This is a genomic window from Bacillus sp. Root920 (genome assembly GCF_001429445.1).
GTDB classification, from domain to species: Bacteria; Bacillota; Bacilli; order Bacillales; family Bacillaceae; genus Bacillus; species Bacillus safensis.
Genome location: NZ_LMJV01000008.1, coordinates 278,804 through 300,075 on the forward strand (window position 1 = coordinate 278,804; position 21,272 = coordinate 300,075).

Sequence of the window (21,272 nt, forward strand, 5' to 3'; positions counted from 1 at the left end):
TACAAAACCACCGCATAAAGATGTAGAAAACCGCAGAATTCTATCAAATACCGCAGAAAACCGCAAAGCACCACGATTTTCCCAACCACTTTTAGTTGAAAAACCTCATATTATGCTATGAAATCAATGATTTTGCCCTTATCCAAAGGCTCATATAACGCACAACGGTTGGCTTTTTCCCAATACAAGAGGCCCAGCAACTATAGTAATCTAGTTGTAATCTCCTTTGAACGAACTAAAAAAATGATGGAAAAGGACAGGCGATCAATTTATGAAAAAAATTATTTATCTCGATCAAGAAAAAAAGAAGCTCGCTGAATCGAAAAAAAGAGAACAGCGTTCCATTAAATCACTGAGGCTGCTTGTGTTTTATGACGGACAAAGCCCTGCATGTGCAAAAACGATTGATGTGTTAAGATCACTCGATTGGAAAAATCGGATTCACTTTGAATCCTTTAGACACTCGCAGCTGCTCAGGCTGAATAAAATCAGTGAAGAGAAGGCGGAAAAACGAATTGTGTCTATTTCCCTAGCCAAAAATCAAAAGAATTCAGGGATTTATACTTGGCTGCGTATGGCCTGCCATATCCCTGCTTTATGGGGAACGGTCCCATTCATCGTGCTCAGCATCTGGCTTGGCTTTGGACAGCATGCGTACGATTTCTTTGCAAAAAGACGGTATATTCATTCTGTCAAACGGGTGAACCATCATGACACAGATCAACAAGAGACCATTTAATAAATAGAAAAAGCATGACCTTCGATCGGCAGAAGGTCATGCTTTTTTGTAATAGGGAAGATATACTGTTAAATGATCGAGCAATTTCTTTGTATAGGACTTATAGGCCTGCTCATCAAGCTCAGCACCTGCATAGGTAAGTAAGGTCCTAAGAGCAAACAAATATTCACTGTGCAGCTCATTGTGTTCAAAGTAAGGAAGGGCTGCTTCGACCAAATAGGTTTTCAAATCAAGTGGGTTTTCCTCAATCATCAATTTATAGATTTTGATCATATATAAACAGTTTGGCTGAATACGAGGCTGTTTTAACAGCTCGTGTATGTAGGGAAGTGCTTTTTTGCGGTCATATTCAGCGTATAGTGTCGCAATTTCATATAGCGTTTCACAGTAACGGTCTTCTATCTGTTCTTGATTAAAGTAATTGAGTGAATCTAGTAAATAAGGCACAGCTGAAGAGAAATCACCTTCACGTTTTAAGAGCACCCCGTAATAAAAATAAGCGGACATTTTAATATAGGCATCAGGATGAAGGGACGTGTGCAAAATCACTTCCTTTATATATTTCTTCGCAGTTTGATAGGCTTTTAGTTCAAGTGAGATCACGCCGTGAATGAGTGTACAGTGAATAATCCGCTTGAAATTGTTCTTTTGTCTATATAAATCCATTGCTTGATGTGTCGCTTCAAGCGCATCACCCAGCTGTCCCATGTTTCCAAGTGCTTTTGCATAGTGATAATACAAATCACTTTGTTCGACTGAAGCGTAGGAAAAGCAGCTTTCAAGCTTTTTGAGCCCATCTTCAAGCTGACCAATTTTAATTTGATGAATGCCGTCAAGATATTCAAAAATTTCTTTTTCCGTTTCAATAAAGGTTTTTTCGAATTTTTTGAGCACGCGGTGTGTTTTTAAGGCAAGCGGCTGTTTATCCGTTAATAAATAAAATTGAAATAAGGACAAATGATACTGAATACCTAAATCGAGCGAAAAGAACTGCTCCTCGTGCTGAATGATCATTTCTGCATTTTGTTCAGCCTGATCGAGAGCATAGAAATACATATTCATTTGAAACTCATCCAAAAGTGACAGCAGATGACGCGCCTTTTGTGACAGCTTTTCTTGGCTGATGCCAAGCCGTTCAAGCAGCAAATTGATCGTATCTTGATTGGCCTCCTTTGAGCCATTTTCAATTTTACTTAAATGAGAGACAGAACAAATTCCTTCTGCCAATTCAGATTGGGTCATATTTTGTTTATAACGGTAGAGTTTAATGATTTGTCCAATATTGATTTTCATTCCATCCAGAAGCCTCCCTTCCAATCATGGTTGAAAGCCTTTTGACAAAAAAACCAGATCAGACAAAATGGGAATACTTGAAAATCATTTCATCATCTTGGCTTTTTTCTCAAAATTTGTTTAAAACGTAATATGATTGTAACATTACTTGAAAAAGTCAAACAACTATTTAGACGGGGAGGAGGGATACTTGATTTGCAACTGCACGAGATGACGTTTATAATGTGAATGAGAATCAATTTCAATTAAGTTGATTGAAAGGATGACATATATGCCAGAAACGAAACAACAAACAGAAGCGTTAACAGTTCGAGACGCTGTCAGATATAGACGATCGATTCGAAAATTCAAAGACATACCGGTGACGATTGAGCAGCTTCAGCCGCTATTAGAGGATGCAGTTTATGCACCGAACCATAAAATCACGGAGCCGTGGCGCTTTTTATATGCGGTGACGGATGAAGCGAAAGCGACTTTTGTAGAGCGCTTTATTGCTTTCTTTCAGCGCAACAACCCAGATGCAAAAGAAGAAAAAATCAATCATTACAGAGATTACTTCTCCAAGGTCCCAGCGCTTTTACTTGTCGTACTAAAAGAAGACGAGAACCCTGTGGTGAGAAATGATGATTTTGCCGCCGTCAGCGCGCTTATTCAAAATCTTCAGCTGCTTGCGTGGGATCAAGGGATCGGTATGGTATGGAAGAGCGGACGCATTTTATACGATAAAGGCTTTCAACAAGACATGGGATTAAAGGAAAACGAACGGTTTGCTGCGATCCTTCATATAGGTTATCCAGAAGAGGTACCTGAGGAAAAATCACGCCAGAAAGCATCAAGTCTTCTTACTGAAATCAAATAAAAGAAAAGCAGACCGCTGAATAAGGTCTGCTTTTTTACTTATTGTTTTTTGGCGCGCTGATCGGCCGCTTTCATACGTGCCATTGCTTTTACGTCATTCGGATCTGCAAGTTCTTTGGAAAATTCAACATATTCGCCATCCGTCTCTTGTGCCGCGAGCTCGTGGTTGGATTTTTTGTGTTGGTCTTTTTTCAAAGCCTTTCCCTCCTTTACAAGATCACTTTAGTTATGTGCTTGTTGGAGGGGAATATCCGTCTTATTTGTTTCTTTTTTCTGCTGCTCTTTCCGCTTTTTTGAATTCCTGCTGATACAGGACTTCCTGGGTTTTCTTCAACTTCGAAGTTGGCTGGTGTTCTTTTTTCTTCATCAAAATCGCCCCCTCATATCATTTCTAATAGGATGGGTGTTTTTGACAACATTTATTCCTTAGAATGCAAAATCGCTTCTTTTAGTTCAGGATGCAAAAAGTCATAAGAAGAAAGCAGTGCCTTTTTCGGAAGAGCACGCTGGCCTTCTAAAACAAGTAATGACATTTCGCCAAGTACCGTTTTCATCGCAAAAGATGGGACCTTCAGCCAATGAGGACGGTGAAGGACAGAGGCGATGGTTTGTCCGAGCTGCTTCATTTGAACAGGATTCGGAGACGTGACATTAAGTGGTCCTGAAATGTCGTCGTTTTGAATGGCATATTGAATGAGGTGTGCAACATCCTCGACATGTACCCATGAAACCCATTGTGTGCCAGAGCCCATGGTTCCGCCGGCAAACAGCTTATATGGCAGTGCCATCAGTGGCAATGTCCCTTTTTCGCCTAACACGACGCCAAAGCGGGTGTAGACTGTACGAATGCCGAGTGCTTCAATTTTTTGCGCCTCAGCTTCCCAAAGTTTTGATGTATGACTTAAGAAATCAGTATCTGCAGGAGGTGACTCCTCCGTAAAATCTCCTGTTTGAGATGTGCCATAAATTCCGACAGCACTTGCTTGAATCAGCACAGATGGCTTTGATTCCTGCGCTTCTATAATGCGTCTTACCTCTTGTGTTGATTTGAGACGGCTGGAGAGGATGCCTTCTTTTGCCTTGTCTGTCCAGCGTGTAAAAATGGATTTTCCAGCAAGGTTAATCCATACATCGATGGCAGGCAATTCATGCTCAGGCGCAGCACCTTCAGTCAGCCACTGCACATAATGTAAATGATTTTGTTCGGATTCCTTTGGATTTCTTGTTAAAATATATAGATGATGTCCCTCAGCAGCGAGCACTTTTGTGACATGCTGGCCGATAAAACCGGTTCCTCCGGTAATGGCGATATTCAATTGACATCTCTCCTCTCATATACATACCTATATCTTTCACGATTTTGAATCAGAAGAAACATCCTGACTGTTTTGGAAAAGGAGTGATCACAGGATGCCCTATATTACAAAAATTTCTGCTCAGAAAAACAATACCGAGCGGGTCAACATCTTTCTTGATGAAAAATACGCCTTTAGCGTTGATTTAGATGTGCTCGTCCAGCACGATTTGAAAAAAGGAAAAGAGCTGGACGAAGCAGATATCATTGAGATTCAATTCGGTGATTCAGTGAAAAAAGGATTTCAGCAGGCCGTTGATTATTTATCCTACCGCATGAGATCAGTGAAAGAAGTCACCGATTATTTAACGAAAAAAGAAATCCCTGCACCTGCTATTAGTGAAATTATACACAAATTGAAGCATTATAAGTATGTAAATGATCTTGAATTTGCAGAAGCCTATGTCAGCACCCACCGGAAAACGAACAGCAAAGGACCGTCCGTCCTAAAAAAAGAATTGAAGCTCAAGGGGATAGATGATGACACGATTGAACAGGCGCTATCGCAATACCCTGATGACCTACAGCTCGAGGAAGCTGTAAAGCAGGTTCTCAAGCTTGTCAAAAAAGAAAAAAATCGTTCTGCAAAAGAGATCGAGCAGCGCATCAAGCTGCAGCTGCAGCGAAAAGGATTTTCGTTTGAGATCATTGATAAAGCCCTTCAAGAAGCCTATGATGGACAAGAAGAGGAAAAGGAAGAAGAAGCCCTCCTTTATATGCTGGAGAAGGCAAAACGCAAGGTAGGGTATGACGGATCATTTGAAAAGAAGATGAAAGTAAAGCAATTTTTATTCAGAAAAGGCTTTGATCTTGATACAATTGATCACGTTTTAGACAAAGGGGAATGACAGATGGAAAAACGCTATAGTGAGATGACAGAATACGAATTGAAGCAGGAGATTGCCGCCCTTTCTGAAAAAGCACGAAAGGCTGAACAGCTTGGCATTGTGAATGAATACGCAGTTTTAGAACGGAAAATCGATATGGCGAAAGCCTATTTATTAGATCCAGCTTCGATTCAAACGAAAACAACTTATCAAATCAAAGACACAGAAGAAGAGTTTTATGTAGAATATTTAAATGGCGTTTTTGCGTGGGGATACAGAGTATCGGCTCCAAATAAGGAAGATGCCCTGCCGATTTCAATGCTGACGCAAAAGGACTGATCCAAAGAGATCAGTCCTTTTCTTTACTTAGAACGCTGTTTACGGACGTTGTTCTGAAGTACGATGTCGTGCTGCGTTTGCTGCGTTTCTCCGTTGACCTGAGAGGCAGAATGCTTTGCATTTGCCCATGGTTGAGGGTAAGCGGTTGTCCTTAATTGAACAAAGTCTGCCATATACGATTTCCCATTTGAACTCATATCTCAAGCACTCCCTTTGGAAAAATTAGCGTTTCCCTGATGCCCTCATACGTTCCTGTGGACGTGTATTCGTTTCACCATTCGGCCGTTTAGACGCATAAGCATCTGTAGCGCCTGGTTCGCCTTCAAACTTGTGATTTACCTGATTTGGAAAGCCTTTTGCTTTATTACGCATATCGATTCCCTCCAAACAATACAAATCATTTGCGTCTTTTGAAGACGTAAGGGTAGTATATGAAAAAAGAAGTTTTTTTAAAAAGGCACTTTCTGCTAGATGAAGGAGGAACAAGCATGGAACAATACTTTGAGCGACTAACAGAACAACTCATGGAAAAAAACAATATGCTGACATATGACGAAGCACGTACATGGGTAGAGCTGCTTTGGAGTGATTTTGAAACGACTTATGCAAAGGCTGGCCGCAAGTATAAAGGACAGGAAACAACAGAACGAATTGTCCAAGAGTGGATCGAGAGCTACGGAGCGCAGCTGCATTTATTTCAAAATAAACAATCAAAGGCAAACGAGCATCTGCAACAAAACAATCGAGGGCTGCTTCATTAAAAGGTTGCCCTTTTACTTCCATTCATCTTTTTCAATAATAAGGAAAATATACAAATGACTAAATAACTTTATGAAACAATACCCAGTCTGTGATCGAAATTACAGGCTTTTTACAATGATTAAACTTAAAATTACATTAAATTCATCCTGCTGAAAATCACTGGAAATAAAACTCTGATATAATGAAACGATTGAAGAGACATGTAATTTATGGATAATAAAAAAGGGTTTCGTTTTCTGACAAAAAAGGAATAATGAACATATCAGACTATGTGAAAAAAGTGAAGAGAAGGTGCGATATGGAACGGGAACTGCTCTCTGTTATAATTCCTTCTTACAATGAAGGTGAAAACATCAGACGAATCTTTGAGGCACTCGAGGAAGAGTTTCGCGATTTTCATTATGACTTTGAAATCATCTTTGTAAATGATGGAAGCAAAGACAACACGCTTCAATACATGAGAGAGCTCTCTCGCAAAAGTGCAAAGGTTAAATATATTTCCTTTTCGCGTAACTTTGGAAAGGAAGCCGCTATTTTGGCAGGTCTTGAACATGCAAAAGGAGCAGCTGCGATTATTATGGACGCCGATCTGCAGCACCCGACGTATTTAATTCAGGACTTTGTCAGAGGGTATGAAGAAGGCTATCATCAAGTCATTGCCAAACGGAATCGTAAAGGTGACAGCAAGCTGCGCTCTTACCTGTCATCCATGTATTATAAGGTGATGAACAAGGTAGTAGAAGTGGACTTGCGTGATGGCGTCGGGGATTTCCGTTTAATTTCACGCCAAGCCATCGATGCACTTCTCCAGCTGAAAGAGGGAAATCGTTTTTCGAAAGGGCTTTTTTGCTGGATTGGGTTTGAAGAAAAGGTCATCTATTATGAAAATGTAGAAAGACAGCATGGTGATACAAAATGGTCACTGAAGAAATTATTTAACTATGGCATAGATGGCGTCATTTCCTTTAACAACCGCCCGCTGCGAATTTGTTTTTATACTGGCATACTGATCTTATTTCTCTCATTGATTTACATCGTAGCCACCTTTATTCAAATCGTCAGAACAGGCATTATGGTGCCGGGTTATTTTACTTTAATATCGGCTGTGCTGTTCCTCGGAGGTGTCCAGCTTTTGAGTCTAGGCGTGATTGGAGAATATATTGGCCGTATTTATTATGAAACGAAAAAGAGGCCGCATTATTTAATCCAGGAATCAAATGTGATGGAACAAGAGACAAGCTCAAAGGAACAAGACCGAGTGTTAACACAGTTATTTAAATAACGTGGAGTCAAATAACCGGCAAGCACGAATCGCTTGCTGGGTTGTTTTGTTTCAAAGAACAGTGGATCTTTTGTGGAAAGGATTTAGATGATGAAACGTAGATGGATAATGATAGGAATGTGCCTCATTCTCGCTTTATTAGGACACTCCTTTTTCTTATATGAATATACGCAAGGCCGGTATATGACAGGAGATGGAGACGGGATCTCACAAATGCTCCCATTTAAAAAGCTGCTGTACGATGAATACGTCAAAGGGAACTTCTTTTATTCCTATCAATTCGGGCTGGGCGGCGGTACATATACGCAATTAGGTTATTATTTCACAACGTCGACTGTCTTTATGGTCACAGTCGCTGTCGTCTGGCTGATGAATGCACTTCATCTTATCCAGTCAACGGACATCCATTTCTGGGCAAATGCCGTCATTTGGCTGAGTGTGATCAAGCTGACGCTCATTCTGTTCATCGCTTACCGTGTGCTTCTTTCAATGGTTCAGCATAGGCTGAGCGCATTAACAGGAGCCGCAATTTACGGATTGTCTATTGTGTATTTTCGGCATCAAACGTTTTGGGAGTTTTTCACCGACAGTATGATGTGGCTCCCGCTGCTTGTACTTGGGGTTGAACGGATTTTCAAAACAGGTAAACCGGCTTGGTTTATTGCGGCGTGCAGCCTGATGCTCATCAACAATTTTTACTTTGCTTATATTCATTTTATCTTTTTAGCGATCTATCTTGTCTTCAGATATATCATCAAGCTTCGAAGTGAGGAGAACGGGTGGAAGGTGTTCTGGACGCTGGCGGTCTCTACGCTGTTATCCTTTGGAATCAGTGCAGCCTTTTTTGTCCCGTCTGTCTATGGATTTCTTCATAATATAAGACCGCCATATGATCAATCTATACCTTGGTTTGATCTGCATGATCATCTGCTGTTTACAAGCAGGGTGTATTTATTACCTGTGATCTTTCTCATTTGTATGTTCCTCGTTCCGCTTTACCAGAACAGGTGGTTTTTCATGTTTACATCGATCAGCGTTCTGCTCATTGTTTTTCACTACAGTCCAAAGATGGCGAGCGTGTTTAATGGTTTTTCAGCACCGCAGTACAGGTTTGAATACATTCTTGCCTTTACAGTTGGGGCGGTCGTAGCCATCACCATCAAGCATTTCTCGCAAATCGAGTGGAAGTGGAAAAAGCGTGCGGTCTTAGGCGCTTGGATCGTATTTCTTCTCGCAGTCATTTTATCAGAACGAGCAAAGGGAAATATGGATGTTGTTGTATTTACAGGCATAGGACTGCTTGTGATCAGCTTGTTTTTCCTTGTGATTCATGCGGAAAAACGCCAGCACTTTCGTCTCTTTTCAGCTGTGCTCATCGTTGTTAGCTTACTGACAGCAGGCGTGTACCAGCAGGGCTATTTATCTGAAAGAAGCAATATTAAGAGCGTATCAGATACGTATCTGAATAGTGAGGCGTATGCTGGACATGAGCAAATGAAGCTCATTCAGCAGATTCAAAGCCGCTCCTCAAAAGATCCGCTTGCCCGGATTGATTGGATGAACGGCGTGCGCAACAATACCCCGTTATTTGAAGACTTTCAAGGCATGAGTGCGTATTCAAGTATATTAAATAAACATTTGCTCAATTTTTATTGGAATGACCTGCAAATCGATATGGGACGTGAAAGTGTCAGCCGTTATGCAACAATGGGGGACAGGGCGAATTTATACAGCCTGACCTACGGAAAGTATTATATGAGAGACAACACGATGTCTTACTCACCGCCAGCTTATTTTAAGCCAATATTGGAAAGCGAGCATTATAAAGTGTATGAAAATACACGGCCGCTGCCATTTGCAAGAACAACAAGCACCGTTTATTCAAAAGAATCCTTAAAGGATGCCTCAGCACTTGATAGGGAGCATGCGATGCTGCAAGGTGTGATTTTAGACAAAAAAGGAAACGCTGAAATTGAGCATGCGCCAAATCGAGTCAAGGATACAAATATTCATACCGAACAAGCTATATACGAACATGGTGTGCTTGATGTATACGGAGAAACAGGCGGCCTGAATATCACGCTGCCAGATGATATGGCCCGCGCTGGGGATGTGTATGTGAGCTTTTATGTGAAGCGGACCGACCGAAACGAAGGATTTCAGTTATCCGTTGACAACTACGTCACCTCACGAAAAAGCAATACATCCATCTACAAAACAGGCGTCAATGAAGTGACGATTCGAGTCCCTGCGGAAAAAATTCTTTCCATTCGAGTACCAAAAGGGACGTATGAACTCAATCAACTGAGGCTGTATCAAGAGCCTTACCGCATTCTAGAAAAAGCATATGAAAAAGAAAAACAGGATAATGGCAGCCAGCAAGTAAAGCTCGAAAACAACCGCTTTACGATTTCATATGATAACAAACGCGGCGATGATTATATGATCTTGCCAGTACCATATGAAAAAGGCTGGGAGCTCACGGTAAACGGAAAGCAGACCGATATTGAACAATCCAATTACGCCTTTATCGGTTTTCCAATAGAAAAAGGCAAAAATGAGATTGTGCTAACCTACTATCCGCCTTATATCAGAATTCTCGCGTTGATTTCACTCGTCAGTTTGATCGGTGCGATCCTATATGCACGAAGAAAACACAAGAAACACCACTTTTCATCATAAGTGGTGTTTTTTTATCTTCCAAGGGCTGATCGAGCACGATATCCATCATATGAAGCAAATCACTAAGCTTTTTTCTCAAACGAAAACGTCGCATAATCAAACAAAAAATGAAACAACCAAAGACTGAGAGCAAAGAGAATTTCCTCAGAAGTAGACAGTAAAATGCCGCCTACCAATTCATCTGATAAATAGACAGCACCCCAAATAAACAAAAGATGAATTGAAATGGCATAGAGAACGATGGAGCGTTTTTTGGAACGGCACTTTCTCACAACCCTCATAAGCAAATGCTCCACATGCTCAAAGGATATCCCAAGTACCACATAGATGCCCATAAATAAAAGCATCGATAAAATCGATTGATAAAAAGCACCCGTTAAATGAAAGAACAGTACACAAAACAACAAAAATATGTAACAGACAGCCGACGCCGCCATGAGCCATTTCAGCCCTTGCCATAAAGCGTGAACAGATTGCTGCATAGGTGAACAAACACTCCTTTACATGAAGATACCTGCAAAAAGGACAGCCTTTTTGCAGGAAGTTATATGTTAATCCTCTTTTTTAGGCGCAGCGATCACAGGATGTTTTTCAGTATCAAGCAGTTTTAAGAATTCTTCACCTTGATCTAAATGATCAAGAACAAGCTGTTTCGGTGTGACCGCAAGCCACTGATTGAGTGAAATGTCTGCATAATGATCGCTCTTAAAGATTTCTAAGAAATAAAGCGGTTCGTCGCCTGTATTTTCTACATAATGCCCCATCGCAAATGGGACATATCCAACGTCTCCCGCCTGATAGTTGAAGGTTCTCGCATGTCCATCAGAAGCAAATACCGTCATTCGTGCTTTTCCAGAAATGAAATATTGCCATTCATCCGTATTTGGATGCCAGTGCAGCTCGCGAATGGCACCTGGATCAACTTTTACAAGAGCAGATGCAATCGTTTTAGATGCTTTGAAATTGGTAGAGTCTGCAATCCACACTTGTCCGCCGCTTGACGTAATCGGCTCTTGTTTTAACAGTTCATATTTAAAGGAATTCGGGACTTCTCCTTGCTCTGTTTTCACCTTGTCACATTCAAGAGAACCAGGAATTCCTTTTTGGAAAATATACTTTTCTTTCTCTGGCAGCTTGTCAAACTGCTCTTTTGTCATACCGAAGTTCTTAAGCACGACTTCCTCTGGCGTGTGGGCAAGCCAATCGGTTACTTGGAACGTACTATTTTCTGAGAATGACCCATCATCAAACACAAGCAAGAATTCAGCTCCCGGTTCAAGTGCTTGGATAGAGTGCGGCAGGCCAGAAGGGAAGTACCACAAATCACCCTCAGTCACATCCTCTGTAAAATTGCGCCCCTCTGCATCAACCGATGTAATCCGGGCTTCCCCATAAATCATGTACGCCCATTCCGCTTCCTTATGCCAGTGAAGCTCACGAATCGCACCAGGCTTTAACCGCATATTAACAGATGCAAGACTTTTAGAGATCGGCAGTTCACGTACTGTTACCTCACGGGCGTAGCCGCCTTTTTCTAAACGATTGTGTGTATCAGAAAAAGAATATTTCAGGTTGGAGACCGTTCCATGATCGGTTTCTGGCGGCGTGAGCATATCTGGATTTTGTCTGTCCCGCTCGAGATTACGTGGAATTTTGACCGTTGCTCCTTTTTCTCCTCGAATCGGCTGTGGTATTCCATTTTGCTTTTCACTCATGATAAAATCCCCTTTCAACATCGTATTGTGTGAGGTGACAAAAGGCCTTTCATTTCGCCCTCGTTTTCATAAGGTGAAACGAATCAAGCAGATGTCAATCTGATTCATCATTTTTTTGAGCAGCGACTAATCGTTGGATGAGCTTGCTTAATTCATCAAACTTTCGTTCAAAGCGTGTCAGCAAGTAAACCGTCAAAATGGCAGGGAAGCCAGCCTGACCGAGCTGCTTCAGCCATTCCTCTGAAAAAAAGGTCTCCATTTGTCTCACCTCCCAGCGGATACTCGTCTTCTATATAAGTGGTATGAAAGAAGAAAAAGGAAAGCAGAGGGGGAGAAAATGAATCATTAGACCCGTTTCACGAAGTTTACTTTTTTTAACTTTTGTCCACTTAATGCTAGTAGAGGGAACAAAGGGGAGGATGCACATGGATTATCGGCTGTTATTGAAAGCAAAATGGAAGGAAATCATTGATCACCCGCTCATTCAGCAGTTTTTAAGCAACCCGAAAAACGAGCAGCTGCTCCGGCAAGTCATGGAAGAGCCAAACGAGGAAAATGCCAAAAAACTAGATTCCGAGTTCAAACAGTTCTATCAGAAAATCCGCATCATCAAGTATATCTCCACAATGATACGCATCTTTTCAGTCGACTTTGACAAACGAGTAAAAAAGAAACAGCAGCGTTTTCCGCTCATACTCGATCATCCTGATACACAAGAAGTGAAAGACCCTGTTCAAACAGATACGTATGAAGCCGTGCTCTTCAACCAGCAAGACCTAGGGGAGCATCTGCAAGACCAAACATTGTACAAGGCCTACCAGCAGCTAACAGACAAACAAAAAATGGTCCTAACCCAAATCTATGTCGAAGGCCAAACGATGAAAGAAATAGCCGATCAGTTAGGCGAAACAAGACAAAACATCTCAAACATTCACAAAAAAGCACTCAACAAACTAAAAGAAGAAACAGGGGGAGATGTCCGTGCACGAAGACAAAATGACCAATGGAGAAATGGAAGAACTCATTGAAACCTTCACACCCATGATCAAAAAGAAACTACAAAACACGGCATATCAAGAAAGAGAAGACCTCGAACAAGAACTCTACATCAAACTCATCGAAAAAATAGACCGGCTGATTTACCAAGAAGGACCTGGATTTTGGGAGTTTATTGTGGAATATATGACGAAGTTGTAAGAGGAACTGATGGTGCGAATATGAGGTGAACATAAAATCATCGGGACATTCGCACCTTTTTATTCGACAAAAATGAGAGAAAATGTATATTTTATGAAGGGAAAAACAAAATTCTTTATTGAAAGTTGAGGATTTTCACTATTATTTCCTAAAAAATGTTACAATTAGGGCGGAAATCGTAGTCGCACTCTATATGAGTGTGTGGATTGAAATCCTTTCACCTGATTGATTTGTGAATGTACGGTTGGTCGCACTCTACATGAGTGCGTGGATTGAAATTCATCACCAGTTCCCATGCAAAGAGAACACTCTGTCGCACTCTACATGAGTGCGTGGATTGAAATGGTCGTCGATTGTCGGATAAAGGAACTGTGCTATAGTCGCACTCTACAAGAGTGGGTGGATTGAAATGATAATAGCCGGCAAGCTGCTTCGTTTGGTACTCGTCGCACTCTATATGAGTGTGAGGACTGAAATTCTCGTCATTAGGTGGCTTGAAAAATATATTGACAATTGTGCTTGATTTAGGTGTGAAAAACATGACTCTGGCTCAGTAGTCATGTTTTTAAATGAATTCAAACCTGTTGATGAAATAATGAATAAGTACCTTTAGAGCAATAGTTTTTAATTAAATAGGATTAAGAAAAATTTGGTGCGAATGTGAGGTGAACATAAAATCCCTGAGGCATTCGCACCTTTTTATTCGACAAAACTAGGTAAAAATGTATATTTCGTGAAGGGGAAAACAAAATTCTTTATTGAAAGTTGAGGATTTTACCTATCATTTTCTAAAAAATGTTACAATTAGGGCGGAAATCGCAGTCGCACTCTATATGAGTGCGTGATTTTAAATGATTGTGTCTTAAACGGGTATGACATTCTCAGAGATCATGAACTTACAACATCCTCTTTCAGATACAAAAACCATCAAAATAGACTGTTCATATGTATAGTGAAAACATGACTCATTGCAGTCATGTTTTTTTCTTCTTCTTTTTCCTAAATAAACCTTAAAAAATCTCAAAATAAGTCGAAATGAAAAGTAGTCATTTAGATTCAAATTTTATCCATTCGTAATGAATGATGAAGGAGGAATTGGTTTGGGTGAAACGGAGCGAACCGGTAAAGTTGAGCAGCTGATCTTAGAGAATTATCAAAGATTAAACAGCATGATATCAGAAGAAGTGGACTTTGCTTCTAACCATGGAGGGCTGACAGGAGATTCTAGAGAAGTGATGTGGCTGGAGTTTTTTCGGAAAATCATTCCTAAAAAATATTCATTAGCACAAGGTGTCATCATTATTGACTCAGAAGGAAATCATTCTAACGAAGTCGATATTGCCGTATTTGATGAGCAGTATACGCCGTATGTGTTCCAACACAATTCCTTGAAATTTATACCGATTGAGGCGGTTGCGGTTGCTATAGAATGTAAAAGTTCAAATTTCGATGTTGATAATTTAAAAGTTTGGTCTGACAATATAAAAAAATTAGTACCGAAAACAAAAGGAATAGCTAGGATAGCCGCCAAAGGGGTTGACATGGTTGAAAATGATACACAGAAACGAACACGTCCTATTTTAATTTTAGCAAGTAATTTAAAAAGGCAAACAGCAAACTCATCTTCAAAGATGTTTGAAATATTAGACAAAGCATTTGACCTTATTCTTATAAAACAAAAGAGTGTATTTCATTTAAGAGCTCCTAATGAAGATAAACAGCTAGGATGGTGGGCTAATGAATTAAATTGTTATGATCCAGAAAGGTCTAAGGAACAAGAGGATAAAGAAAAGAAAAAAAATAGTGAGAAAAATAAAGATAATAGTAAAGACAAAGTGATTTCGAACAAACTCAGCGATTTACGTATTGATGGATACGATCTGTTAACGCTAAACTTCCAATTAAATCAATTGCTAATGCTCATTAACAATCCCATGTTTTTCCCTCACTATGCATATGCCGAGCTATTTCAGAAACATATAACAAAGTGAAGAAAGGAGAGCGACATGACAAGGGAATCTAGTAAACCCAAAACCAATTGGCATGATGTGAAACATGCGATTGACACGAAAATTCATGAAGACCAAAGACTTTTTAAAGAGCCGCTTACTATTCATTTGGTTACGCCAATGTTTGGGGGAGGGCCCCAATCAAACTCAATTGATCAAGACAGACCGATTCGAGAAAGTGCGATTCGTGGACAACTTCGTTTCTGGTGGCGTGCAACTCGAGGAGCTGCTTGCAAGAATGCAAATGAATTATCAAAACGTTAATTTGGTTCAAAATGCAAACCCCACAATCACTATGGTTGTGGGGTTTGTTCATTATTAAAGACTTGTGAAAACCCATAAAATTTTCTTNTCAAAACGTTAATTTGGTTCAAAATGCAAACCCCACAATCACTATGGTTGTGGGGTTTGTTCATTATTAAAGACTTGTGAAAACCCATAAAATTTTCTTGGTAATAGACAAGTAATAGACAGGTAATAGACAAATAATCAGAGAAAATAAAAGGGTCATTTACCCTTTTATTTAAGTAGATCAACAGCGGCTATTAATTGTTCAATATCTGTGTGCGTGTAAACTTTGTCTGTAATGTCACTAGAAGCGTGTCCCATAATTCTTTTGATATAAAGTTTATCTGCTCCGTATAAATGCATTCTCGAAGCAAATGTATGTCTACAATCATGTGGTTTATGTTCCATCTCTAATTGTTCCATGATTTTTTTCCATTTCTCCTCATAGTAATTCCAATATTTCATCTGTTTATTTTCATGGTTTACAATTAAATATTCGTTTGATTTGTTGTAACGAGCTTCAATAAAAGGGAGAATTCTTTCATGGATAGGAATAACTCTGTTTTTGCCTGCCTTTGTTTTGCTCCCACCTCTCATGATTCGCTTATCTAATTCAATTTCGGCAGTCTTTATTGAAAGAAGTTCACCTGGTCTTAAACCAGTGTAGATCATGATTAAAATGGTATCTATAAAGTCCATGCGATCTACAAAAGTCCATAAAGTGCTTACTTCGTTTTTGCTGAAAGGCTTTCTCTTACTTTCTTCGGTGTTCGCTCCGATTTCAACAAATTTTGAGTAATCTTTTTGTACAAGATCATTTTCAAGTGCGTGTTTAAATAATTGGTTGAATAGTACTTTTATTTTTCTTAATGTCGCATGGCTTTTATTACAATTATCAATTACTTGTTGAAGGTGTGTTTTTCTGATGTCGACAAATTTCATATTGTGCAACGTTTGAGAAATTTTAAAAGAAGCAGTGTAGCCGTTTATATTTGATTTTGAGACTTTTTTGAACTTCTCTTTTGACCATAAATCGAATAATTCAGCGAAAGTGACTTGGGAAGCCTCTGTTGTATATGGGTTCTTATTGAATTCAGCTAGTGCCATCATTGCTTCTGAACGATCTGCATAGTATCCAATATTCTGGTATAGCTGCTTGCCGTTTTCATCCCACCCGATAGTTTTTCTTACACCCCAAGGCTTTCTTCTTTTTCCAGATAACTTATAAACTGAACCGTATCCATTTGGATTTTTCAATATATGACACACCTTTCAAACTGTAGATTGAGTCATATTATTCATTTTTTATGTTTGGAATAGATGATCTACATAGGATTATAGCAAAAAGTTGACTAAAAATCATAATTTAGTTCAAAATAAGTTGAAAAAGATGACTGTAAGTGCTATATTGAACACTAACGAGTCATATTATTCAACTGGAAAAAGTGATTTAATCGTCAAATATCGACATGTTTTTTATTTGATATATGTTAAATTTAAGCGAAAAATGGTGATGGGATGCTTGATGATAAAATTAATATTCGAAATTATTTAAAAGAAAGTATTTTGTCAAAAGGACTAACACAAAAAAAAGTCTCATTAGAGACTGGAATTAGTGAAGGTCAATTAAGTAAGTTCTTTTCTAGTGGGCAAGAAATTTCTTTTTCAATGGTCTTAGATTTGGTTCAATTGCTAGCGCCAGAAAAAGAAATTGAATTGATGACTAGTTATGTTATGAATATAACTAGAAAGAAAAATCAAAGAATTGCTTTGGAATATGCCCATGTAAAAAGAATACATGATCTATCCCGCCATTTAATCGAAAAAGGGCTTATTGATCAAAATGAAGAGGTTAGGGAATGGAGTCAAATTTATCATTGGCAGTTTCAAGCTAAACAGACTGACTATAACGAGCGAGAATTTTTGTCGGAACTTAAGAAATTTAAAGCTCACAGCACTGAAATGGAAGCTTTATTAATGATACTGGAAATGTACAGCTTTTTTTATAATAAGAATTTAGAAATTGCTAACTATTACATTGAAGGAATCAAAGAAAAAATCTCTGAAATTTCTGACCCCTTTATTTATAAGGCTTTTATGGTTCGGCTGGATGAAGCTGTATCACATATAGCATTAAAATTTAAGGACAATGTTGAATTAGCTCGGCAAGCTTCTGAAAGAATTTTAGTTTCTCGTATGGGACCTACATTTGACTCAACAGCTTATTTTATACTAGGAATATCTTATATGATGGAATCGTATGAAAGGGCATATGAATATTTAAATCATTGTTTAAGCATAAATGAGGATATTGAAAGATTTAATGTTGCGGATAACATAAAAGAAAATATATCTATACTCCAATTTTGGTGGGGTAAAGAAGTTGACTATTTGAATCCGTTTATAAAAATTTTGATAGGTGAAGCTAAAACACAAATAAAACTCGATAAGGAACAACAAGCATATGTTCTTTTATTTGAAGGAATTAAAGAAAAGAATTGTGTCAAACTATTACTATCTATGCATTTGTTTTTAGAGAATAATGATGTGTTTCGAGCTAGGTTACCGAAAATAGAACTTTTGAAGATAGACTCCTTTGAATCATCTATATTAAAGGAGGTGATTGTATGAAAATTGTTAAGGTGGTAATGGGTGTAGGGATGTTAACAGTTGCTTTATCTTCTTCAATAATCTTTAAACCTATGGTTGACCCGCCAATTGGCTTGAAAAGTAAAGAAGTGAAAACAATTGAACAAGAAAAGTTTTTTATTTAATAAAAGACGTTACCTATAAAAAGGTAGCGTCTTTGGTGTTTTTTCAGACTATTTCATAATTTTATTTTTCAGAAAAAAGGAAATTGTTACATGTGAAAGGAGTTGTTTTTAGTGAAAAGGGTAGTGAGTTTTGAAGAATTTTTTAAAAAGTTGGTGGAGAAATTAGAGAAAAAAAAGAAAGAGACAGCTAAAATTTCCTAGTCGTCACTTTCTTGATTTTTAGAATTTCTGTAGGCTTCGAGAACGTCTAACATAATTTTTAATTCATCATCAGTAACTTCTCGATCTTTATATTTTATGAAATTATACTTTTCTTTGATGTTGTCTAATGAAAGGTCAGGTTCAAATAAAAGTGATTTTTCATTATTGGAGAAATTATTTAATTCTTCATCGTCTGTAAAAAAGTAAGACGTATGAAGGTTAAAAAACTGAGCTATTTTCTCTAATAAAGGAATAGATAAAGTTTGTCCTTTTTCGATTTTACTTAAATAGCTGCCTGTAATTCCTAATTCCTTAGCAAGGTTTCTTTGAGAATATCCATGTTCTTTTCTAACTTGTCTAATTTTTTTACCAACAATGTTATTTTCCAAGTTTACACCTTCTTTTGTTTATCCTGCTTATTTCTTGTATTAAGTATTATATCATGGGGTTGACAAATAGTTAAAAAAAACTTTGGATAACTTGTAAGTTTGAACTTACAGTGCTATAATAAATTAAAAGTGAGTCATATTTGTCATCACTTGTGGTTTTTCGAGTCTTATAAATCATTTCGAGGTAGTTAGATGAATTATACAGATACAAAACAAAATATGAGAAAAGCAGTGTTAATTGCTAAGACGCTAGAAGGTAGTTGGTCAGTACGAATGAAAATGGCTTTGGATATTGTGATTATAAACCATTATCTTAAACAGCCATTAAGTAAAGGGATTATCGAAAGGTTATTGCTTAAAGGTGTATCACTAAGACGGATCAAGAAACATTATAAAGTCGGAATGAAAGAAATCAATTCGTTGATGGCCAGTTGATCAATGTGAGTATACACCATTGATGGACTGTCAAAGAAGAAGTGTTTAGGAGAGGTTGATCTTTGAAAAAAGTACATACAAACAAAAAAAGCGCCTTGACTGAATCAAGAACGCCCAATAATAAAACCTAGACAATTTTATTATAGGGCTTCTTGAATGAAATGTCTATATGCGTCGTTTTTGACGATTGACAGTAATCGGTATACCAAACTGTAAGCAGGCTAGAAAAAGCGTGCGGGATAGTTGTCACCATTAATCAACTTGATGGCTATAAATAGCCTACTAGGTCGAGTGAAACGGCTGATAAGCGCCATGATGGGAAACCAGAGCGGATATATATGATTAATCTCATTCAAGAAGGGAAAGTGATTGTCATTTATACTGTGACGGAAGTTAAACATAAAGTGGATTCATTGTTAAAAGAATTTGGGACAAATGACGTTTATGAAATTTGCCAACAATTAAACATTTGTATTAACACACAACCATTAGGTCGTATAGATGGCTTCTTGCAATATTACAAAAATAAAGATGTTTTCATCATTCATGTGAATGAAACTATAGAGGACAAACTTTTCACGATAGCACGTGAATTAGGTTTGTACTTCCTATGCAAGACACATGCGTTAATTGAAAAATGCAGTCGATTAGTTTTAGTTGAGGATGGCTTAGTTCGTCCTGCTGGTGTATTTGCGTCTGAACTATTGGGGAATGGATTGAAAAAGAAGTGCGTAATAGGAGCGTAAGGGCGCGCAGGCGGCGACAGCCGCAAGCGGCAGCGGGAGCGCCCAGCGACGGGAGGAGTGAGCGGAGCGAATGACGGGATTAGTTCAACCCCCCCAAGCTAACAGGGGGGTACAAATGACAAGAAAAGAAAAAGAAACCGTTGAGAACACTGTCACATCAATAGTTGACTATATACGTGTGAGTTTTAAAACACATGATGTAAAGGATATTATCCAAAACGTATTAAATCTGCATGAAGATTTTATGAAACATAAGCCGACAGGCTTTTACGGATATGTTGGTACGTATGAAATGGATATGATCAAGGTGTTCTATAGTAAACCAGATGATGAAAGAGGTGTGCTTATCGAAATGTCGGGTCAAGGTTGCCGACAGTTTGAAGCATTCCTAACATGTCAAAAGAAAACGTGGTTTGATTTCTTTCGAGAATGTAAGGACAAAAAAGGGAAATTCACAAGGCTTGATATTGCGATAGATGATAGAAAAACGTATTTTTCTATTCCTGCACTTTGTGAAAGAATTAGGCGGCAAGAGTGCATTACAAAATTTAAAAGTATATCGTATGATGGTTCAACCTTGCTTGATGGCGGGAAGCCTTATGGAATGACTCTCTACATGGGTTCAAAGAAATCGGACGTCTACTTCTGTTTCTATCAGAAAGGATTTGAACAAGCTCAAAAATATGACATTCCTTATGATGATATTGATAAGAAGTGGAATAGATACGAATTGCGTTTAAAGGATGATCGTGCTGAAAAAGCTATTCAAGAATTGTTGAGAAAAGAGAATTTGACGTATATCGCCATTTCGGTCATTAACTATTATGTTCGATTTGTGGACAAAGATGAAAGACATAAAAGGCACTGGGAGCCTAGCAAGTTTTGGACAAAGTTTATTGGTGACGTTGGAAAACTACGACTTGCTGTGAAAGCTGAAAAAGATACTTTTGAGAAATCATATGTGTGGCTAAAAAATAACTGTGCGCCTATCATGCGTGTCGTGTTGGAAATGGATAAAGCGAAGGGAACGAATTATATATCTGACATGCTCCTTAATGCGAAGTTAGAAAAGAAGCATATAGACATGCTAGAAATGTTCTTAGCAGAAAGGCAGATGGGGTGATCAAGTTGGAAAAGATCATTAGAGGCAGGACTTTCATGCAAAAGCTCTTTCAGACTTGTCCAAGGTTGAGTAAATTAAAGTCTAGTGGTGCGTACATGGCTTGTGTCAACGGTAAGCGCACCGTAGGGAGCATTAAGGAGTTGAAACAATCAGCGCCCCCAATACCCTTTTAATGTCTCAAAAGGTCATCACACCTTTTGAGCTGCCTACCGGCGAGGGAGTCCCCCAAAGAATTGGGGGAATAGGGGGATTGATTGTT

27 protein-coding genes and 1 CRISPR repeat array are annotated in these 21,272 nt (G+C 38.6%); of the genes, 16 read left to right on the forward strand and 11 right to left on the reverse strand.

What is annotated here, in order from left to right; all coding sequences use genetic code 11:
• Nucleotides 1-271 precede the first annotated feature (271 nt).
• Nucleotides 272-739, forward strand: coding sequence for a thiol-disulfide oxidoreductase DCC family protein (locus ASE42_RS15020; protein WP_024425226.1), 468 nt, complete (start codon nucleotides 272-274; stop codon nucleotides 737-739).
• 36 nt (nucleotides 740-775) lie between these two features.
• On the opposite strand, the gene ASE42_RS15025 is transcribed toward ASE42_RS15020, so the two are convergent.
• Nucleotides 776-2,032 carry a transcriptional regulator gene (locus tag ASE42_RS15025; protein ID WP_024425225.1) on the reverse strand — a complete coding sequence of 419 codons (1,257 nt, stop codon included), beginning with the start codon at nucleotides 2,030-2,032 and terminating at the stop codon, nucleotides 776-778.
• A gap of 271 nt (nucleotides 2,033-2,303) precedes the next feature.
• On the opposite strand from ASE42_RS15025, the gene ASE42_RS15030 reads away from it, so the two are divergent.
• Nucleotides 2,304-2,891, forward strand: coding sequence for a nitroreductase (locus ASE42_RS15030; protein WP_024425811.1), 588 nt, complete (start codon nucleotides 2,304-2,306; stop codon nucleotides 2,889-2,891).
• A gap of 38 nt (nucleotides 2,892-2,929) precedes the next feature.
• Here the strand turns inward: ASE42_RS15030 and ASE42_RS15035 are convergent, their stop codons facing one another.
• The 3 genes from ASE42_RS15035 to ASE42_RS15040 all read right to left on the reverse strand — a co-directional run bounded on the left by ASE42_RS15035 (nucleotide 2,930) and on the right by ASE42_RS15040 (nucleotide 4,206).
• A complete protein-coding gene (locus ASE42_RS15035; RefSeq protein ID WP_024425223.1) occupies nucleotides 2,930-3,085 on the reverse strand; it encodes a YfhD family protein in 156 nt (51 codons plus the stop codon).
• Nucleotides 3,086-3,146: 61 nt separating this feature from the next.
• Nucleotides 3,147-3,257 (reverse strand): YfhE family protein, encoded by a 111-nt coding sequence (locus ASE42_RS18785; RefSeq protein WP_017358836.1) that lies wholly within the window; start codon nucleotides 3,255-3,257, stop codon nucleotides 3,147-3,149.
• 52 nt (nucleotides 3,258-3,309) lie between these two features.
• Nucleotides 3,310-4,206 carry a TIGR01777 family oxidoreductase gene (locus tag ASE42_RS15040; protein WP_056767794.1) on the reverse strand — a complete coding sequence of 299 codons (897 nt, stop codon included), beginning with the start codon at nucleotides 4,204-4,206 and terminating at the stop codon, nucleotides 3,310-3,312.
• A 94-nt stretch (nucleotides 4,207-4,300) separates the two neighbouring features.
• On the opposite strand from ASE42_RS15040, the gene recX reads away from it, so the two are divergent.
• Both recX and ASE42_RS15050 read left to right on the forward strand, forming a co-directional pair.
• Complete coding sequence (gene recX / locus ASE42_RS15045; protein WP_024425808.1) at nucleotides 4,301-5,092, forward strand: recombination regulator RecX; 792 nt, start codon at nucleotides 4,301-4,303, stop codon at nucleotides 5,090-5,092.
• A gap of 3 nt (nucleotides 5,093-5,095) precedes the next feature.
• Nucleotides 5,096-5,410: a YfhH family protein gene (locus tag ASE42_RS15050; protein WP_041087336.1), complete on the forward strand. Its 315-nt coding sequence runs from the start codon at nucleotides 5,096-5,098 to the stop codon at nucleotides 5,408-5,410.
• Nucleotides 5,411-5,433: 23 nt separating this feature from the next.
• Here the strand turns inward: ASE42_RS15050 and ASE42_RS18790 are convergent, their stop codons facing one another.
• Together ASE42_RS18790 and ASE42_RS15055 are read right to left on the reverse strand one after the other, a co-directional pair.
• Nucleotides 5,434-5,607, reverse strand: a complete 174-nt coding sequence (locus ASE42_RS18790) for a YpzG family protein (RefSeq protein ID WP_008360604.1) — start codon at nucleotides 5,605-5,607, stop codon at nucleotides 5,434-5,436.
• Nucleotides 5,608-5,632: 25 nt separating this feature from the next.
• Nucleotides 5,633-5,782 (reverse strand): small, acid-soluble spore protein K, encoded by a 150-nt coding sequence (locus tag ASE42_RS15055; protein WP_003217849.1) that lies wholly within the window; start codon nucleotides 5,780-5,782, stop codon nucleotides 5,633-5,635.
• Between the two features lie 116 nt (nucleotides 5,783-5,898).
• Between ASE42_RS15055 and ASE42_RS15060 the strand changes: the two genes are divergently transcribed.
• The 3 genes from ASE42_RS15060 to ASE42_RS15070 all read left to right on the forward strand — a co-directional run bounded on the left by ASE42_RS15060 (nucleotide 5,899) and on the right by ASE42_RS15070 (nucleotide 10,136).
• Nucleotides 5,899-6,171 carry a YfhJ family protein gene (locus ASE42_RS15060; RefSeq protein ID WP_024425219.1) on the forward strand — a complete coding sequence of 91 codons (273 nt, stop codon included), beginning with the start codon at nucleotides 5,899-5,901 and terminating at the stop codon, nucleotides 6,169-6,171.
• A 299-nt stretch (nucleotides 6,172-6,470) separates the two neighbouring features.
• Nucleotides 6,471-7,454 (forward strand): glycosyltransferase family 2 protein, encoded by a 984-nt coding sequence (locus tag ASE42_RS15065; RefSeq protein ID WP_024425218.1) that lies wholly within the window; start codon nucleotides 6,471-6,473, stop codon nucleotides 7,452-7,454.
• 87 nt (nucleotides 7,455-7,541) lie between these two features.
• Entirely contained in the window at nucleotides 7,542-10,136 is a 2,595-nt protein-coding gene (locus tag ASE42_RS15070; protein ID WP_056767797.1) for a YfhO family protein, read from the forward strand.
• Between the two features lie 62 nt (nucleotides 10,137-10,198).
• On the opposite strand, the gene ASE42_RS15075 is transcribed toward ASE42_RS15070, so the two are convergent.
• From ASE42_RS15075 to ASE42_RS18795, 3 genes are all read right to left on the reverse strand, one after another.
• Entirely contained in the window at nucleotides 10,199-10,618 is a 420-nt protein-coding gene (locus ASE42_RS15075; protein ID WP_056767801.1) for a regulatory YrvL family protein, read from the reverse strand.
• Nucleotides 10,619-10,687: 69 nt separating this feature from the next.
• Complete coding sequence (locus ASE42_RS15080; RefSeq protein WP_056767804.1) at nucleotides 10,688-11,851, reverse strand: oxalate decarboxylase family bicupin; 1,164 nt, start codon at nucleotides 11,849-11,851, stop codon at nucleotides 10,688-10,690.
• Between the two features lie 94 nt (nucleotides 11,852-11,945).
• On the reverse strand, nucleotides 11,946-12,110 hold the full coding sequence (locus ASE42_RS18795; protein ID WP_073204399.1) for a YvrJ family protein: 165 nt from the start codon (nucleotides 12,108-12,110) through the stop codon (nucleotides 11,946-11,948).
• Nucleotides 12,111-12,276: 166 nt separating this feature from the next.
• Here ASE42_RS18795 and ASE42_RS15085 point away from each other — a divergent pair, with 166 nt between their 5' ends.
• The 4 genes from ASE42_RS15085 (at nucleotide 12,277) to cmr1 (ending at nucleotide 15,321) form a co-directional block, all read left to right on the forward strand.
• Nucleotides 12,277-12,879 carry a sigma-70 family RNA polymerase sigma factor gene (locus tag ASE42_RS15085; RefSeq protein WP_024425214.1) on the forward strand — a complete coding sequence of 201 codons (603 nt, stop codon included), beginning with the start codon at nucleotides 12,277-12,279 and terminating at the stop codon, nucleotides 12,877-12,879.
• Nucleotides 12,827-13,048 carry a sigma-O factor regulator RsoA gene (gene rsoA / locus ASE42_RS15090; RefSeq protein ID WP_029707333.1) on the forward strand — a complete coding sequence of 74 codons (222 nt, stop codon included), beginning with the start codon at nucleotides 12,827-12,829 and terminating at the stop codon, nucleotides 13,046-13,048. The genes ASE42_RS15085 and rsoA overlap by 53 nt, the downstream gene beginning before the upstream one ends.
• A gap of 181 nt (nucleotides 13,049-13,229) precedes the next feature.
• Nucleotides 13,230-13,525: direct repeats of the CRISPR family, unit length 32 nt; unit sequence GTCGCACTCTACATGAGTGCGTGGATTGAAAT.
• A 623-nt stretch (nucleotides 13,526-14,148) separates the two neighbouring features.
• Nucleotides 14,149-15,039 carry a DUF6602 domain-containing protein gene (locus ASE42_RS15095; protein ID WP_056767807.1) on the forward strand — a complete coding sequence of 297 codons (891 nt, stop codon included), beginning with the start codon at nucleotides 14,149-14,151 and terminating at the stop codon, nucleotides 15,037-15,039.
• Between the two features lie 15 nt (nucleotides 15,040-15,054).
• The gene (cmr1, locus tag ASE42_RS15100) at nucleotides 15,055-15,321 is read left to right on the forward strand and encodes a type III-B CRISPR module RAMP protein Cmr1 (protein WP_056767810.1); all 267 of its coding nucleotides are present in this window, start codon (nucleotides 15,055-15,057) and stop codon (nucleotides 15,319-15,321) included.
• Between the two features lie 255 nt (nucleotides 15,322-15,576).
• Here cmr1 and ASE42_RS15105 read toward each other — a convergent pair whose 3' ends face one another.
• Entirely contained in the window at nucleotides 15,577-16,602 is a 1,026-nt protein-coding gene (locus tag ASE42_RS15105) for a tyrosine-type recombinase/integrase (protein WP_056767812.1), read from the reverse strand.
• Between the two features lie 261 nt (nucleotides 16,603-16,863).
• On the opposite strand from ASE42_RS15105, the gene ASE42_RS15110 reads away from it, so the two are divergent.
• Both ASE42_RS15110 and ASE42_RS18945 read left to right on the forward strand, forming a co-directional pair.
• On the forward strand, nucleotides 16,864-17,976 hold the full coding sequence (locus ASE42_RS15110) for an AimR family lysis-lysogeny pheromone receptor (protein WP_056767817.1): 1,113 nt from the start codon (nucleotides 16,864-16,866) through the stop codon (nucleotides 17,974-17,976).
• Entirely contained in the window at nucleotides 17,973-18,119 is a 147-nt protein-coding gene (locus ASE42_RS18945) for a hypothetical protein (RefSeq protein ID WP_156403031.1), read from the forward strand. The genes ASE42_RS15110 and ASE42_RS18945 overlap by 4 nt, the downstream gene beginning before the upstream one ends.
• Nucleotides 18,120-18,316: 197 nt before the next feature.
• On the opposite strand, the gene ASE42_RS15115 is transcribed toward ASE42_RS18945, so the two are convergent.
• Entirely contained in the window at nucleotides 18,317-18,709 is a 393-nt protein-coding gene (locus tag ASE42_RS15115; RefSeq protein WP_056767820.1) for a helix-turn-helix domain-containing protein, read from the reverse strand.
• A gap of 192 nt (nucleotides 18,710-18,901) precedes the next feature.
• On the opposite strand from ASE42_RS15115, the gene ASE42_RS15120 reads away from it, so the two are divergent.
• The 3 genes from ASE42_RS15120 (at nucleotide 18,902) to ASE42_RS15130 (ending at nucleotide 21,013) form a co-directional block, all read left to right on the forward strand.
• Nucleotides 18,902-19,144, forward strand: coding sequence for a hypothetical protein (locus ASE42_RS15120; RefSeq protein WP_056767823.1), 243 nt, complete (start codon nucleotides 18,902-18,904; stop codon nucleotides 19,142-19,144).
• A 338-nt stretch (nucleotides 19,145-19,482) separates the two neighbouring features.
• Complete coding sequence (locus tag ASE42_RS15125; RefSeq protein WP_056767827.1) at nucleotides 19,483-19,890, forward strand: hypothetical protein; 408 nt, start codon at nucleotides 19,483-19,485, stop codon at nucleotides 19,888-19,890.
• Nucleotides 19,891-19,960: 70 nt separating this feature from the next.
• A complete protein-coding gene (locus tag ASE42_RS15130) occupies nucleotides 19,961-21,013 on the forward strand; it encodes a replication initiation factor domain-containing protein (protein WP_056767831.1) in 1,053 nt (350 codons plus the stop codon).
• Nucleotides 21,014-21,272 lie beyond the last annotated feature (259 nt).

What these genes read in the sequence shown, in the direction of transcription:
- ASE42_RS15020 (WP_024425226.1), top strand. Translation starts at nt 272, where the DNA reads ATGAAAAAAATTATTTATCTCGATCAAGAAAAAAAGAAGCTCGCTGAA.
- ASE42_RS15025 (WP_024425225.1), bottom strand. Translation starts at nt 2,032, where the DNA reads ATGAAAATCAATATTGGACAAATCATTAAACTCTACCGTTATAAACAA.
- ASE42_RS15030 (WP_024425811.1), top strand. Translation starts at nt 2,304, where the DNA reads ATGCCAGAAACGAAACAACAAACAGAAGCGTTAACAGTTCGAGACGCT.
- ASE42_RS18785 (WP_017358836.1), bottom strand. Translation starts at nt 3,257, where the DNA reads ATGAAGAAAAAAGAACACCAGCCAACTTCGAAGTTGAAGAAAACCCAG.
- recX (WP_024425808.1), top strand. Translation starts at nt 4,301, where the DNA reads ATGCCCTATATTACAAAAATTTCTGCTCAGAAAAACAATACCGAGCGG.
- ASE42_RS15050 (WP_041087336.1), top strand. Translation starts at nt 5,096, where the DNA reads ATGGAAAAACGCTATAGTGAGATGACAGAATACGAATTGAAGCAGGAG.
- ASE42_RS18790 (WP_008360604.1), bottom strand. Translation starts at nt 5,607, where the DNA reads ATGAGTTCAAATGGGAAATCGTATATGGCAGACTTTGTTCAATTAAGG.
- ASE42_RS15055 (WP_003217849.1), bottom strand. Translation starts at nt 5,782, where the DNA reads ATGCGTAATAAAGCAAAAGGCTTTCCAAATCAGGTAAATCACAAGTTT.
- ASE42_RS15060 (WP_024425219.1), top strand. Translation starts at nt 5,899, where the DNA reads ATGGAACAATACTTTGAGCGACTAACAGAACAACTCATGGAAAAAAAC.
- ASE42_RS15065 (WP_024425218.1), top strand. Translation starts at nt 6,471, where the DNA reads ATGGAACGGGAACTGCTCTCTGTTATAATTCCTTCTTACAATGAAGGT.
- ASE42_RS15070 (WP_056767797.1), top strand. Translation starts at nt 7,542, where the DNA reads ATGATGAAACGTAGATGGATAATGATAGGAATGTGCCTCATTCTCGCT.
- ASE42_RS15075 (WP_056767801.1), bottom strand. Translation starts at nt 10,618, where the DNA reads ATGCAGCAATCTGTTCACGCTTTATGGCAAGGGCTGAAATGGCTCATG.
- ASE42_RS15080 (WP_056767804.1), bottom strand. Translation starts at nt 11,851, where the DNA reads ATGAGTGAAAAGCAAAATGGAATACCACAGCCGATTCGAGGAGAAAAA.
- ASE42_RS18795 (WP_073204399.1), bottom strand. Translation starts at nt 12,110, where the DNA reads ATGGAGACCTTTTTTTCAGAGGAATGGCTGAAGCAGCTCGGTCAGGCT.
- ASE42_RS15085 (WP_024425214.1), top strand. Translation starts at nt 12,277, where the DNA reads ATGGATTATCGGCTGTTATTGAAAGCAAAATGGAAGGAAATCATTGAT.
- rsoA (WP_029707333.1), top strand. Translation starts at nt 12,827, where the DNA reads ATGTCCGTGCACGAAGACAAAATGACCAATGGAGAAATGGAAGAACTC.
- cmr1 (WP_056767810.1), top strand. Translation starts at nt 15,055, where the DNA reads ATGACAAGGGAATCTAGTAAACCCAAAACCAATTGGCATGATGTGAAA.
- ASE42_RS15110 (WP_056767817.1), top strand. Translation starts at nt 16,864, where the DNA reads ATGCTTGATGATAAAATTAATATTCGAAATTATTTAAAAGAAAGTATT.
- ASE42_RS18945 (WP_156403031.1), top strand. Translation starts at nt 17,973, where the DNA reads ATGAAAATTGTTAAGGTGGTAATGGGTGTAGGGATGTTAACAGTTGCT.
- ASE42_RS15120 (WP_056767823.1), top strand. Translation starts at nt 18,902, where the DNA reads ATGAATTATACAGATACAAAACAAAATATGAGAAAAGCAGTGTTAATT.
- ASE42_RS15125 (WP_056767827.1), top strand. Translation starts at nt 19,483, where the DNA reads ATGATTAATCTCATTCAAGAAGGGAAAGTGATTGTCATTTATACTGTG.
- ASE42_RS15130 (WP_056767831.1), top strand. Translation starts at nt 19,961, where the DNA reads ATGACGGGATTAGTTCAACCCCCCCAAGCTAACAGGGGGGTACAAATG.